We start from the raw sequence: 13,619 nt of genomic DNA on the forward strand, positions 1-13,619 counted from the left end.
GAATCGGGCCCGGACCCCATCCACGGGGGCCGGGCCCTTTTCTCATCTGGGGAGGATCATCGTGGTACGGCTCCGTCTCGACCTCGCGTACGACGGGACCGGGTTCTCCGGCTGGGCCAGGCAGCCCGGCCGCCGCACCGTCCAGGGCGAGCTCGAACAGGCGCTCGGGCGGATCCTGCGCCTCGCCGAGCCCGTCACGCTGACCGTGGCCGGACGGACCGACGCCGGGGTGCACGCGCGCGGCCAGGTCGCCCACCTCGACGTGCCGGACGGGTCGCTGGGGGAGCTGGACGGCAACCGGGGGCCCCTGGCCGTGGCCGAGCGGCTCGCTGCGCTCGTGCGGCGGCTCGGCGGGGTCCTGCCGCCCGATGTGCGGGTGCACGGCGTCAGCGTGGCTCCTGAGGGCTTCGACGCCAGGTTCTCGGCGCTGTTCCGGCGGTACGCGTACCGGGTGGGCGACGCGGCAGGCGGCGTGGACCCGCTGCGCCGGCACGAGGTCGTCTGGCACAACCGCCCCCTCGACGTCGGCGCGCTCAACGCCGCGGCCGCCCGGCTGCTCGGCGAGCACGACTTCGCCGCCTTCTGCAAGAAGCGGGAAGGGGCCACCACCATCCGCGAGCTCCAGCGCCTGGACTGGACGCGCGAGCCGGACGGCGTGCTGGTCGCCACCGTCGTCGCCGACGCCTTCTGCCACTCGATGGTGCGCGCCCTGATCGGCTCGCTGCTGGCGGCCGGCGACGGGCGGCGGCCCGTGGAGTGGCCCGGCGAGGTGCTGACCCGGGCCGTACGCGACTCGGGCGTGCACGTCGCCCCCGCCCACGGGCTGTGCCTGGAGGAGGTCGGCTACCCGCCGGAGGCCGAGCTGGCCGTGCGGGCCGCGGCCACCCGGCGGGTGCGCACCCTCTCAGCCGCCGGTGACGCGGCGCTCCAGGACGAGTGAGGTCTGGTCGCGGAAGGCGCCGCTGACCTTCGGCAGCGTCTTCTCCTCGTCGGACGGGGTGCGGCCGTCGGCGTACGTGGCGTAGCTGAAGACGATGTAGCGGCCCCAGACCAGGCCGGCCGCGTACCCGCCGGCGATCTGCACCCGCTCGCCGCCCGAGCCCTCGGGGCCGGGCAGGCCGCGGAACCAGACGTTCTTGCCCAGGTTCTTCGCCTGGTCGGCGGCCGTGGCGGCCTCCTTCGTCGGCAGCACCGCGATGCCCGTCGTGACCGCGTAGCGCTTCTTGGCGTCCACGTACGTGGCGCGCAGGACGCGCGTGCACTTCTGCTCCTTGAGCGCCTCGGCGAAGGCGCCCACGGCCGCCTTGTCGCAGGTCGTCTCCATGCCGGACTTGACCCGGGTGAACGTCGCGCCGGCCGCGCTCACCTTCTTCTTCGGGAACGCCTCCGACAGCGACAACTTCTGCGGGTCCGTCTGCTCCGAGTTGAGTATCGACGCGCCGGGGCCGCCGGTCGAGTCGGGCGTCTGCCCCTGCCCCGCGCCGGTCGAACCGGACGGGGCCGCGGTGCGGGCGGCGGCCGTGTTCGACGGGGACTGGCTGACCGCCTGGTAGGCGAAGAAGCCGCCCGTGGCGACGCCCACCAGGGCCAGGGCGCCCAGGGTCACCAGGAGGGCGCGCTTGCCGCCGCCGGACGGCGGGGCGGGCGGCGGGGGCGGGATCTGGAACGGGGGCTGCTTGAACGCGCCGGGCGGGAACGCCGGGCCGCCCGCCGCGCTCACGCCTCCCGCGCCGGGCCTGGTGGTCGTGGTCGCCGTCAAGCCGTGCGGCGGGGTCGGGAGGTCCAGGCTCGTGGACTGGCGCTGGCCCCAGGAGTCGCGGTCGAACGGGAGGTCGGGAAGCCTGTGGGGCGCCGTGGCGCCCGGCGGGAGGGGCGGCCAGACCGGGACGTCGCCGGGCTCCGGGGGGCGGGGCGGGGTGGGGGCGTCGGGGTCGAAGGGCGGCGGGGTCGGGTGGTCGCCGCGGTCGGCCGCCTGGGGGTCGAAGAACTGGGCGGGCGGGGCGAGCTCGTGGGCGGGGTCGCGCGGGGGCGCGGGCTCGGCCGGCTCGGGGGACGGTGGAGTGGTGGTGTCCGCCGGCGGCTGCGGGGTGGCGTCGTCGTTGTCGTCGTTGTCGCCGGGAGAGGTGGAGTGGGTGTCCTCCGCACGCTGCCCGGCCGCAGGGGCGGCCACAGGGGCGGCGAGAGGGGTCGTGCGGGCGTGGGGGTCCTGAGGGGTCAGCGGGGGGTTGGCGGGATTCGTCGCGTTGGCGTCGTCGCCCTCGGGGGCGTCGGCGTTGGGGGCGGGGTGCGTGGCCTGGTGGGGCTGGTCGGCGGAGGCTTCCGGCGCGGACGGGGTCCGCTGCGGGGCATCGGACGCGGCGATCGGGGCGAAAGGGGAGCCGGGATCGGTGCGGGATCCCGTCCCAGGGCCGGAGCCGAAGGCGACGCCGGGTTCGGTGCCGGGTTCGGTGCGAGGCTCGGTGCGAGGCTCGGTGCGGCGTCCCGGGCCAGGAGTGGTGCCGAAGGCGGTGCTGGGGTCGGTGCCTGGTTCGGTGTTCGGAGCGGTGGGGGCGGGTGTGGGGCCGGGCTGGAAGGCGTTCGGGCCGGGGGCTGGCTGGGAGAGGCCGGCGGGCGTGCTGATGGACTGCGGGCCGCTCGGGCGCTGCAGGCCCGGCCGGGTGGCGTCGAAGGCCGAGGACGGGGGCTGGGGCTCGTCGGGCTCGGCGACCAGCTCGCCGGTGGCGGCCGGCCACGGGGGCATGGCGTGCGGGTCCGAGACGGGGGCCGGCCATACGGGCATGCCGGCGGCGGCGGCGGTGAAGGCGGGCGGCGGCTCCCACGGCGGCGCGCCAGGCACCACCGGTTCACCGGGCCACGGCGGGATGTCCTGCGCGGTGCGCTGCCGGTCGTCGGCCCGCTGCTGGTCGGCGGTGCGCTGCTGGTCGTCGGAGGCCCGGGCGGAGGCAGCGGCCGGGGCGGAGGTGGGGGTGGCGGCCCAAGGGGCGTCCTCAGCGTGCCAAGGGGCGTCCTCAGCGGGCGCGTGGCCGGTCGGCGCCTGATCGGCCTGCAGCGGACCCGCCCACGGGTTGCCGCCCGACGGCCCGGGGCCTTGCGCGGGCCGGGGTCCGGCGGGATGCAGCTGCGGGTGCGGGGGCTGCGGGCCCTCGCCCTCCACGCCCTGGGGCCCGTAGGACGGCTCCTGGCCCGGCACGTACCCGCCCCCATGGGGGAGCTGGTGAGGCGCGGCCTGCCCGGGCGCGCCCGCGTACGGCGCGGCGGGCTCGACGAACTGCGGCCCGGTGTCCCCCGGCCGACCCGAGTGCGGCCCCGACTGCCCGGCGTGTGGCCCGGTATGGGCGGGCTGGCCCGAATACGGGCCCGATGGCGCGGCGTGCGGCCCGGTGTGGGCGGGCTCCGTTGCATGGGGCCCGGTCTGGCCCGGCTGAGCGAGATGCGGGCCCGGCTCGCTGAGGTAGGGGCTCGTGTGGCCGGGCTGGGCCGGATATGGGCCTGATGGGGCGGCGTGCGGCCCGGTGTGGGCGGGCTCCGTTGCATGGGGCCCGGTCTGGCCCGGCTGAGCGAGATGCGGGCCCGACTCGCTGAGGTAGGGGCTCGTGTGGCCAGGTTGGGCCGGATGCGGGCCCGAGTGGGCGGCGTGCGGGTCGGTGAGTCCAGGCTCGGTGGCATGGGGCCCCGCCGGGCCCGGCTGGGCGAGGTGCGGGGCTGATTGGCCGGGGTGGGGGCTGAGGTGGCCGTGGTCGCTGGTGTGCGGGCCGGGCTGGGCCGGGTACGGGTCCGACGGGCCGGGGTGGCCGGGCTGGGTCGGGTACGGGCCCGATGGCGCGGCGTGTGGCCCGGTGTGGGCGGGCTGGGTCGGGTACGGGCTCGGCGGGGTGGGGTGCGGGCCGGGGTGGGCGGGCTCGGGTGCCCAGGGGCCCGCGTGGCCGGGGTGGGTGGGGTGTGGGCCCGATGAGGGGGTGGTGGGGTACGGGTTGCTGCCGGAGTGGGGCGAGGGGGCGTAGCCGTGACCGTGCCCGAGGTCGGGGGTGCCGTACGGCGGGTGGCCCGGGGTGGGGTGGGGCTGGTTGCCGGGCGAGGTGGGCGGGAGGGAGAGGGGGGTGGGTGGGGTGGTGGGGGGAGCGGGGTGGCGGGGGGTGTGCGAGGGGTGGCCGGGGTCGGTGTCGGAGTGGTCGGCGTACCAGTCGTACGCCGGGTCGCCGTCGCCCCCCGTCTCCCACGGCTGAGCCCCCTCGGGCCCCGACGGCGGCTCGCCGGACGGGGACCCCAGGACCGGGGGAACGACGGATCGTGTCTCGTCGCCGGACTCCTCCTCGGCGGAGGGTGCGGCGAGCACGGGCGGAATGTCCCGCCCGCTGGTCTGGCCGAAGCTCGGCGGCGGCGTCGCAGGTCTGGCCGGGCTGCCGGCGTCCCTGCGATCGTGTTCAGACCCGGGTTCCTGACCACGCATAGGGCGAGCCTAGCGAGAGTGGCGAGATCGTTACGTCGGTATGGGGGTTCCCGGAGGCGGCGGGCATCCCGTTTGGGCGGGTAGAGGGGGTCGAAGACGGGTTACGCCGGCGCGCTGCCGTTCAGCGTCCGGTTGTCCAGGGCCTTGAAGACCGTCGCCCGCGTGATGTCGTCAATAGCCTGGGAAATGCGCTTTTGTCCCTTGGAATCGGGCTTGGTGCCGTTCTTGTTCTGGAACCAGACCATGATCGCGTAGTGGCCGTGCGTCCAGATGCGGGCCCCGCCGCTGCCCGACCCTAGAAACTTGGTGACACTGTCCTTACCGACGAGCGGTTTCACGTAGTTCTGCTCGTCGCCGACCTTGGCGACCTTGCCCGCGTTCTTGCCGGTCGAGAGGTTGGCCACGCCGACCGTGCCGATCACCGTGCCCGCCTTGTCGCGGAAGCTCGCCCGGACCAGCTGCGTGCACTTGGCGGCCTTGAGCGCCTTCTGCAGCTTGTCGCCGAGCGCGCCGTCGGTGCACTTCTTGTCCTTGATGGTGATGGTCGTCTCGTAGCCGCGGCCGGCGGCGGTGAACTTGCCCTTCTTGCCGAACATCTCCTTGACCGAGATCGGGTCGGGGTCGGTGGAGCGGTTCTCCGCGTAGCCGTACTTGCCGGGCGGCACGGACGGCAGCGGGGCCGAGGTGCGCTGCGTGGTGGCGGTCTCGGCCGTGCTGGGGCCGTCGGCGTTCCACATCAGGGCGATGCCGCCGCCGAGCGCGCCGAGCAGCAGCACGCCACCGATCGCGAACCACAGCGGGGCGCGCGAGCGCGGGCCCTCGTCGTACGGGCTCCAGCCGATCCTGCTGTTGACCTGGGTCGTGCCGCTGGACGACCCGCCGCCGGAGCCCTCCTCCGGCGCGGGCGCGGACTCCGCGGGACCGGGGCCGACGGCGCCGAAGCCGCCCGTGCCGGGGCCGCCGGGACCGGCGCCGCCGGGACCGAAGCTGCCGGGGCCGGGGCCGCCCGTGCCAGGGCCGCCGGGACCGGGGCCGCCCGGGCCGGGAGGGGTGAAGGCGCCGAAAGATCCGTAAGGGGCCGTGCCAGGCGTGCCGGGCGCTCCCGGCGACGCCGGGCCCTCGGTGCGGGGCTCGTCGGCGGGCCGGGCCCGGCGCGAGCGGCGGGGGCCGCGCTCCTGGGCGTTCTCAGGCTGCTCGGGAAAACCCATGCGGCGACATTACCGTGACATGGCTCATTGGGTTCCGAAGTCCTGGGTCCACCACGGGCCGTCGGGGCCGGAGGCGACGCCGACGCCGATGGCCTTGAGCCGGCAGTCGAGGATGTTCCTGCGGTGGTCGTCGCTGTCGAGCCAGCCGCGCACGGCCTCCTCGGGCGTGCTGTAGCCGGCGCCGATGTTCTCGGCCGCGCCGTAGCGGTAGCCGGCGCGCTCCATGCGGTCCCAGGGGGAGGCGCCGGAGGGGGAGTTGTGGGTGAGCCGGCCGCTGCGGGCCATCTCCAGGGCGTGGACGCGCGCCGAGCGGGTCAGGCCGCCGTCGACGCGCAGCGGGCCGCAGCCGCTCCTGCTCCTGGCCTGGTTGGTGAGCGTGACGACCCTGGACGCCAGGCCGGGGATCAGCGCCACCTCGGCGCCCTGCTCGTCGCCGAGCACCTGCGTGGGGTCGTTCTGGGCGTCGAAGGAGCCGGGGATCTGGCCGTCGGTGCGCCTGGCGGTGGGCTTGGGGGTCGCGCCGCCGGGCAGCCGGTTGGCCGTGACCTCCCGGGGGATGCTTTCGAGCTGCTGCGCGGCCCTCCGGCCGGCCGTCGGCGCGGGGTTGGCGGTGGCGGCGGCGGGCGGGGCGGTGCCGTTGAGGTAGATGTGGGGGTCGGGCTGCGGGTCGTCCGTCAATCGACCGATCAGTACGCCGGTGAACAGCACCGCCGCCATGAGGCAGGTCAACACACCCAGATGGCTCCGGCGCCGAGCGCCCCGCTGGGTTGGCCGGGTGTGAGAGTTCTGCCACATACCGCAGTCAACGATAGGGATGTCGGGTCCTGGGAAAGAAGGGGTCCCAGGGAAACGAAATCGAACCGTTCTGAGTCGGGTAGAATCTCCGGCGGGTACCGGTCTTTTGACCTGCAGACAGGTGGGCGGGTAACCTAATCGTTCGTTGTGTGCATAGGTCCTGCGTGACCAATGCGCGGCGCGTCCGGCGTCATCTCCCGTGATCTGAGGAGACGGAAGGTCCGGGCTGCCGTGTGCCCGCACCGACCGACCAATGTAGCTGTCGCATCCGACAGCGCCGAAGACGCGAGCAAAAGAAGGCTACGACCGTGCGCACGTACTCACCGAAGCCCGCCGACGTCCAGCGTCAGTGGTACGTCATCGACGCGACCGATGTCGTGCTGGGCCGGCTGGCCAGCCACGTCGCGACCCTGCTCCGCGGCAAGCACAAGCCGATCTTCGCCAACCACGTCGACACCGGTGACTTCGTCATCGTCATCAACGCGGACAAGATCGCGCTGAGCGGCAACAAGCTTGAGCAGAAGAAGGCGTACCGCCACTCGGGCTACCCGGGCGGTCTGCGTTCCGTCTCGTACGGCGAGCTCATGGAGAAGCGGCCCGAGAAGGCCGTCGAGAAGGCCGTCAAGGGCATGCTGCCGAAGAACTCCCTCGGCCGGAAGATGGCCAAGAAGCTGAAGGTCTACGCGGGCGCCGAGCACCCGCACCAGGCGCAGAAGCCCGTGCCGTTCCAGATCACCCAGATCGCCCAGTAGTAGTTCGAAAGATTTAGAGGAGAACCGTGGCTGAGCCCACCGGTGTCGAGACGGCCGTCGAGACGGCCGAGCTGGAGGACTACTCCGGCGAGGACTTCCCTTCCGAGTACACCACCGAGTCCGCCGCCAGCGCCGACGCTCCCGTGCGTAAGCCCGTCACCACGGGCAACTCGTACGGCACCGGCCGCCGTAAGGAGGCGATCGCCCGCGTGCGCATCGTCCCCGGCAGCGGCAAGTGGACGATCAACGGTCGTTCGCTGGACGTCTACTTCCCGAACAAGGTCCACCAGCAGATCGTCAACGAGCCCTTCGTGGTGCTCGGCGCCGAGGAGGCGTTCGACGTCATCGCGCGCATCGACGGCGGCGGCGTCACCGGCCAGGCCGGCGCGCTGCGCATGGGCCTGTCCCGCGCCCTGGCGATCCTGGACGTCGAGGTCAACCGCCCGCCGCTGAAGAAGGCCGGCTTCCTCACCCGTGACGCCCGCGCCACGGAGCGGAAGAAGTACGGCCTCAAGAAGGCCCGCAAGGCTCCGCAGTACAGCAAGCGCTAAGTTGGCGCGCCTTTTCGGCACCGACGGGGTACGGGGGGTCGCGGGCCGCGACCTCACGGCCGAGCTCGCCATGGACCTGTCCGTGGCGGCGGCCCACGTCCTCGGCGATGCAGGCGCGTTCGCCGTCACCGGGCGTCACCCGGTGGCGGTCGTAGGCCGGGACCCGCGCGCCTCGGGGGAGTTCCTCGAGGCCGCCGTGGTCGCCGGCCTCGCGGCGTCCGGGGTGGACGTGCTGCGTCTCGGCGTGCTGCCCACTCCCGCCGTCGCCCACCTGACGGCCGCGCTCGGCGCCGACCTCGGCGTCATGTTGTCGGCCTCGCACAACCCGGCGCCGGACAACGGCATCAAGTTCCTGGCGCGCGGCGGCTTCAAGCTGTCGGACGCGGTCGAGGACGAGATCGAGCGGCGGCTCGGCGAGGAGTGGAGCTTCCCCGTCGGCTCCGGCGTGGGCCGGGTGCGTGACGCCTACGGCGAGGCCGACCGCTACATCTCGCACGTGCTGGCCACCATGAGCCACTCGCTCGACGGGCTCGACGTGGTGGTCGACTGCGCCCACGGCGCCGCCCACATGGTGGCCCCGGAGGCGCTGGTGCGGGCCGGCGCCCGGGTCGAGGCGATCGGGGCGCGTCCCGACGGGCTCAACATCAACGACGGCTACGGCTCGACGCACCTCGACCGGCTCCGGCAGGTCGTCGTCTCGCGCGGCGCGGACCTCGGCGTGGCCTACGACGGCGACGCCGACCGCTGCCTCGCGGTCGACCACACGGGCGAGATCGTGGACGGCGACCGGATCATGGCGATCCTGGCCGGCGCGATGCACGACGAGGGCCTGCTGGCCAAGGACACCGTGGTCGCGACCGTGATGTCCAACCTGGGCTTCAAGCTGGCGATGCGCGACGCGGGCATCTCCGTGGTGGAGACCGCGGTGGGCGACCGCTACGTGCTGGAGCGGATGAAGTCCGACGGCTACAACCTGGGCGGCGAGCAGTCCGGCCACGTCATCATGCTGGACCACGCCACCACCGGCGACGGCCTGCTGACCTCGCTCCACCTGCTGGGCGTGGTGGCCAAGGGCGGCGTTCCGCTGAAGGAGCTGGCGTCGGTGATGACGCCGCTGCCGCAGATCCTCATCAACGTCAAGGACGTCGACAAGGCCAGGGCGGGCGTCGGCGAGCTGACGTCGGCCGTGGCCGCGGCCGAGGCGGAGCTGGGGGAGACCGGCCGGGTGCTGATCCGGCCGAGCGGCACCGAGCCGATGATCCGGGTCATGGTCGAGGCCGCGTCGGAGGAGCACGCCACGCAGGTGGCCAACCGGCTCGCCGACGTGGTCCGCCGCGCCTGCGGGGTCTGAGCCGCGCCTGCGGTCCGAGGCCGAGACGAAGGGCCCGCGGGAGAGACGCCTCTCCCGCGGGCCCTTCTGCGTACCCCTGGGCCTTCCGCTCTTCCCGCGCGCCCGCCGGTTATTCGTCCCCGGTGAGGGAGAAGGCCCGCAGCCGCCGGCCCGCCCCGAGCACGCCCACGACGGTGACGACGACCAGGGCCGGCACGGCGAAGCCGAGAGTGACGTCCACCAGCAGGAACGGCGTGTCGGCGATCTGCCCGGCGACGGACTGGCCCCAGTGCTGGACGGAGAACTTGCGGGCCCCCGGCACGAGGTTGCCCACCACGCTCTCCCAGACCAGGGCGTAGATGATGCCGATGGTGACCGCGTGCCGGGTGACGACGCCCAGCAGGAGGAACAGCGCGGCGTAGGCGACGCCGGCGACCAGCGCGCCGAGCGCGAAGCCGGCGGCGATGCCGGCCTCGCCGCCGACCAGGATCCAGCCCGCCACGTACGTCGGCACCGCCGCGAACACCGCCAGCAGCGAGACCGCCACCACGAACTTGGTCCTGATGATGACCGCTCGGGAGATCGGCTTGGACAGCAGGTGGATGATCGTGCCGTCGTCGATCTCGGGCGCGATGACGCCGGTGCCCGCGATCAGGCCGAGCAGCGGCAGCATGGTGCCGAGGGCGAAGGTCTGGAGCAGCGTCACCGCGTTGCGCTGGTCTCCCTCGCCGACGATCCGGAACAGCACGGCGAGCCCGATGAGGGCGAGGGGCAGGAGCAGCAGCAGAATGATCCGCCGCCGCCCGAGCAGCGCGCGGTAGGTGATCCCCGCCACTACGGTGTTCATCAGGTGCTCCGGTTGATCAGGTAGGAGAAGACGCTCTCCAGGTCCTCGTCGGCAGGGGAGACCTGGTGCAGGCGGACGCCCTCGGCCTGGGCGAGCTTGGGCAGCAGGCGGGTGAAGCGGCGGAACTCGGTCGCCTGCACCTCCAGGCCGTCGGGGCGCAGCGTGATGCCGCCGGCCGAGGCGTCGCGGATGAGGGCGGCGGCGAGCCGCCGGTCGTCGCTTGAGCGGATCATGAACAGGTGCGGCCGGTCGGTCATCAGCCGGCGGATGTCGCGGAAGTCGCCGGAGGCGGCGTGCCGGCCGGCGACCAGCACCTCGATGTGCTGGGCCACCCGCTCGACCTCCTCCAGGATGTGCGAGCTGAACAGGATGGTCTTGCCGGCCGTGCCCATGCCCCTGATGAGGTCCATGAGGTGGAGGCGCTGGCGCGGGTCCATGCCGTTGAACGGCTCGTCGAGCAGCAGCACGGGCGGGTCGTGGACGAGCGCCGCGGCGACCTTGACGCGCTGGCGCATGCCCTTCGAGTACGTCTCCACCCGCCGGTCCTTCGGCTCTTCCATCTCCACGGTGGCGAGGGCCTTGCGGGCGGCCTCGACGGGGTCGGGCAGGCCGTGGAGCCGGGCGGCGGACAGGACGAACTGCCAGCCGGTGAGGAAGCCGTACACGCCCTCCCGCTCCGGGACGAGACCGATATTTCGGTAGATGTGGTGGTTCTTCCAGACGCGGTCGCCGTCCAGCGTGACCGTGCCGCCCGACGGGGCGAGGAAGCCGGCCATCAGGTGCAGCAGCGTCGACTTGCCCGCGCCGTTCGGCCCGAGCAGGCCGGTGACGCCGGGACCGATGGTCATCGTCACGTCGTTGACGGCCACGACGTTGCCGTACCAGCGGGACACCTGGGAGAGCTCGATCTTCATCGGGCGGCCGCCTTCCGGTAGCGCAGCGCGAGCGCGGCCAGACCGGCCCCGATCAGCAGGACGAGGACCGCCGCCGAGACCGGGCCGCTGGGGTAGGCGGCGCTCTCGATCGAGTGCGGCGGGGTGCCGAACAGCCAGGACTGCACGGAGTCGACCAGCCAGAACGGGTTCAGCAGCCACGCCCAGGCGGCCGCCTCGTCGTGGCCGGTGGAGTAGAGGGCGCCGTAGACGACCGGCACGGACGCCGACGACAGCAGGTAGACGACCATCACCGAGGCCACGCCGAGCCCGCGCCGCGGCGTGAACGAGGCCAGCGCCAGCCCGAACACCGACAGCAGGACCGCCAGCACCAGCGCCATGAGCACCGCGCCCGCGTACTCGCCGGTGGCCGGGTCGCCCGGCATGTCGATGATCAGCTCACCGGCGAAGGTGAGCGTGAGCGGCACCGCGACCAGCAGGAACACCGCCGTCGTCATGGCGGCGACCTTGGCGGCGACGTACTCGGTGACCGAGACCGGCCGCGACAGGTAGAGCGGGAGCACCCGGTAGCGCAGGTCGGGGGCGACCACGGTGGGCGCCTGCGCGGCCAGGAAGATCGCCACCACGGCCTGCATGATCACCGCGTACCCGCTGTAGGCGACGCCGCGCTGCTGCAGCAGCGCCATCAGGGCGATGCTCACCACCGCGGGCAGCAGCATGATGGCGAACAGCGCGAACGGCATGATCTTGCTGCGGGCCGGGCGGCCGAGGCCGAAGACGCCGCGCAGGCTGTGCACGGCCAGCGCCTGGAAGGCGTGCGCGCGGCCGAGCCGCGGCCCGTCGTAGTGGCGGTAGCCGATGTCGTAGATTTCAGACACCCGCGGCCTCCTCCCTGAAGACGTCCTCGATGCGGTGGCGGCCCTGCTCCATGCGGATCAGGCACAGGTCGAGCCCGGCCGCGGCGTCGCGGATCGCGTCGTACGTCTCCGGCCCCAGCACCTTGACCACCAGCAGCCGGCCCTGCGGCGAGACGGTCTGCCCGGCCTCGGCCAGGCGGGCGGCCAGCGGCTCCAGGCCCTCCTCGACCTCGACCGTGACGGTCTCGGTGGCCTGGGTGAACTCGCCGATGGCCGACGAGCGCAGCAGCCGCCCGGCGTCGATGACGATGACGTGGTCGCAGATGCGCTCCAGCTCGCCCAGCAGGTGGGAGGTGACCACCACGCTGATGCCGAACTCGGTGCCGATGCGCCGGATCAGGGCGAGCATCTCGTCCCGGCCGCGCGGGTCGAGGCCGTTGGTGGGCTCGTCCAGGAAGATCAGTTTGGGGTCGTGGACGAGCGCCTGGGCCAGCTTGACCCGCTGCTTCATGCCGGTGGAGTAGCCGCCGACGACGCGGTAGCGCTCCTCGGCCAGGCCGACGTGGCGCAGCACGTCGGCGGCCCGCTCGCGGGCGGCGGTGCGCGGGAGCCCGGACATGCGGGCGAGGTGGACCACCAGCTCGGTGGCGGACACGTCGGGAGGCAGGCACTCGTGCTCGGGCATGTAACCGACCAGCCTGCGGATGGCGGCTCCCTGGGAGGTGACGTCCAGGTCGAGCACGCGGGCCGTGCCGCCGCTGGGCGGCAGCAGGCCGAGCAGGATCTTGATCAGCGTCGACTTGCCCGCGCCGTTGGCCCCCACCAGCCCGGTCACGCCCGGCCCCACGGTGACCGTGAGCTGGTCGACCGCGGTGACGGTGGGGAAACGCTTGGTCAGCCCCTCGGTGGCGAGGATGTGCATGAGCCGGACCCTACCTGGGTGGCCCGGGCCGTGGCCTCGGTCATACGGATGAACGTCGTCCTACTTGAGGCCAGAATCTGCGCTGGATCAGGAGGGTGACGGTGCCCGAGATGACCATGCCGAGGATGTTGACCGCGAGCTGGGAGACCGAGCCCGCGACCTCCTTCCAGTCGGCGAGGGCCAGCGCCACCGCCACGTAGCCGGCCGCCGGGACGGTGGTGACCGAGATGAACACGCCGATCAGCGCCGACGACTTGCCCGCCGTGACCGACAGCACCCCGGCCGCGCCGGCCAGCAGCGCCACGATGAACGACCACCGGTCGGGCTTGACGATGAACTGCACCTCCGCGTTGCTCCGCAGGTTGCCGATGTCGATCCAGCCGAGCAGGTGCATGGCGAAGGTGACCGCGAAGGTGATGACGATGGCCACGAGGAAACCGACGACAAGCGTGCGGAGCGAGGTCGCGATGAGGTGGCCGCGGTGGTTCAGCAGGCCGAAGCAGATGGCGGCGATCGCCCCGAACTCGGGGCCGAGCACCATCGCGCCGACGATGAGGATCGGCGAGTTCTGCAGCACGCCGATGCCCGCGAGCAGGGTGGCGATGGTGAGGAAGGCCAGGTACGCCCACGTGATGCGGGAGTCGGAGGAGACCCGCTGGCCGAGCTCCTCCCAGATGACCGCGTCGTCCGGGTCGCCCGGCGCCTCCTCGATGGCCTCGATCGCGACCTTGGACAGCGACAGGTCGACCTGCTCGGCCGCGATCGAGCCCTCTTCCTTGAGCCAGGCGAGCCGGCTGATCACCTCGTTGGCGGACTCCCTGGCCGCGTCGCAGAGGATGACGTCGCCCTCGGGCACGCGGCCCGCGCCGGCCAGGACGACGATGTTGGTGACGCCGGGGCAGTCGTCCAACACCGCCGTCACCTCGTCGGTGCGGGCGGCCGGGCTGATCAGTCGCAGGTGCAGCACGTGCCCATTGTGGTGGATCGCGCCGTCGATCGGACGTTGACGAGGTTTTG

12 protein-coding genes are annotated in these 13,619 nt (G+C 73.3%); 4 read left to right on the forward strand and 8 right to left on the reverse strand.

Annotated elements, in window-relative coordinates:
- Positions 1-61 precede the first annotated feature (61 nt).
- Positions 62-940 (forward strand): tRNA pseudouridine(38-40) synthase TruA, encoded by an 879-nt coding sequence (gene truA, locus MF672_RS15155; protein ID WP_242372096.1) that lies wholly within the window; start codon positions 62-64, stop codon positions 938-940.
- Here the strand turns inward: truA and MF672_RS15160 are convergent.
- The 3 genes from MF672_RS15160 to MF672_RS15170 form a co-directional block, all read right to left on the reverse strand.
- Positions 905-4,333, reverse strand: a complete 3,429-nt coding sequence (locus MF672_RS15160; protein ID WP_242372094.1) for a hypothetical protein — start codon at positions 4,331-4,333, stop codon at positions 905-907. The two genes, truA and MF672_RS15160, sit on opposite strands and share 36 nt — an antisense overlap.
- A gap of 215 nt (positions 4,334-4,548) precedes the next feature.
- On the reverse strand, positions 4,549-5,655 hold the full coding sequence (locus MF672_RS15165; RefSeq protein ID WP_242372092.1) for a hypothetical protein: 1,107 nt from the start codon (positions 5,653-5,655) through the stop codon (positions 4,549-4,551).
- Positions 5,656-5,679: 24 nt separating this feature from the next.
- Positions 5,680-6,387 (reverse strand): CAP domain-containing protein, encoded by a 708-nt coding sequence (locus tag MF672_RS15170; RefSeq protein WP_242372090.1) that lies wholly within the window; start codon positions 6,385-6,387, stop codon positions 5,680-5,682.
- A 371-nt stretch (positions 6,388-6,758) separates the two neighbouring features.
- On the opposite strand from MF672_RS15170, the gene rplM reads away from it, so the two are divergent.
- From rplM to glmM, 3 genes are read left to right on the forward strand one after another with little or no spacing between them, the layout of a single operon-like run.
- The gene (gene rplM, locus MF672_RS15175; protein WP_242372087.1) at positions 6,759-7,202 is read left to right on the forward strand and encodes a 50S ribosomal protein L13; all 444 of its coding nucleotides are present in this window, start codon (positions 6,759-6,761) and stop codon (positions 7,200-7,202) included.
- 26 nt (positions 7,203-7,228) lie between these two features.
- The gene (gene rpsI, locus MF672_RS15180; protein WP_242372085.1) at positions 7,229-7,753 is read left to right on the forward strand and encodes a 30S ribosomal protein S9; all 525 of its coding nucleotides are present in this window, start codon (positions 7,229-7,231) and stop codon (positions 7,751-7,753) included.
- A 1-nt stretch (position 7,754) separates the two neighbouring features.
- A complete protein-coding gene (gene glmM / locus MF672_RS15185; protein ID WP_242372082.1) occupies positions 7,755-9,104 on the forward strand; it encodes a phosphoglucosamine mutase in 1,350 nt (449 codons plus the stop codon).
- Between the two features lie 109 nt (positions 9,105-9,213).
- Here the strand turns inward: glmM and MF672_RS15190 are convergent, their stop codons facing one another.
- Genes MF672_RS15190 through MF672_RS15210 form a run of 5 tightly spaced genes read right to left on the reverse strand, consistent with a single transcriptional unit; the run spans position 9,214 to position 13,569 of the window.
- The gene (locus MF672_RS15190; RefSeq protein WP_242372080.1) at positions 9,214-9,930 is read right to left on the reverse strand and encodes an ABC transporter permease; all 717 of its coding nucleotides are present in this window, start codon (positions 9,928-9,930) and stop codon (positions 9,214-9,216) included.
- Positions 9,930-10,844, reverse strand: coding sequence for an ABC transporter ATP-binding protein (locus tag MF672_RS15195; RefSeq protein WP_242372079.1), 915 nt, complete (start codon positions 10,842-10,844; stop codon positions 9,930-9,932). Before MF672_RS15195 ends, MF672_RS15190 begins: the two co-directional genes overlap by 1 nt.
- Complete coding sequence (locus MF672_RS15200; protein ID WP_242372078.1) at positions 10,841-11,701, reverse strand: ABC transporter permease; 861 nt, start codon at positions 11,699-11,701, stop codon at positions 10,841-10,843. The genes MF672_RS15195 and MF672_RS15200 overlap by 4 nt, the downstream gene beginning before the upstream one ends.
- Entirely contained in the window at positions 11,694-12,602 is a 909-nt protein-coding gene (locus MF672_RS15205) for an ABC transporter ATP-binding protein (protein ID WP_242372077.1), read from the reverse strand. Before MF672_RS15205 ends, MF672_RS15200 begins: the two co-directional genes overlap by 8 nt.
- Before the next feature lie 40 nt (positions 12,603-12,642).
- Complete coding sequence (locus MF672_RS15210) at positions 12,643-13,569, reverse strand: DUF389 domain-containing protein (protein WP_242372076.1); 927 nt, start codon at positions 13,567-13,569, stop codon at positions 12,643-12,645.
- Positions 13,570-13,619: the final 50 nt, after the last annotated feature.

It is taken from the genome of Actinomadura luzonensis (assembly GCF_022664455.2).
Classification (GTDB): Bacteria; Actinomycetota; Actinomycetes; order Streptosporangiales; family Streptosporangiaceae; genus Nonomuraea; species Nonomuraea luzonensis.

Coding starts and splice junctions, on each gene's coding strand:
- MF672_RS15205 (WP_242372077.1), bottom strand. CDS start 12,602: ATGCACATCCTCGCCACCGAGGGGCTGACCAAGCGTTTCCCCACCGTC.
- MF672_RS15165 (WP_242372092.1), bottom strand. CDS start 5,655: ATGGGTTTTCCCGAGCAGCCTGAGAACGCCCAGGAGCGCGGCCCCCGC.
- MF672_RS15195 (WP_242372079.1), bottom strand. CDS start 10,844: ATGAAGATCGAGCTCTCCCAGGTGTCCCGCTGGTACGGCAACGTCGTG.
- MF672_RS15190 (WP_242372080.1), bottom strand. CDS start 9,930: ATGAACACCGTAGTGGCGGGGATCACCTACCGCGCGCTGCTCGGGCGG.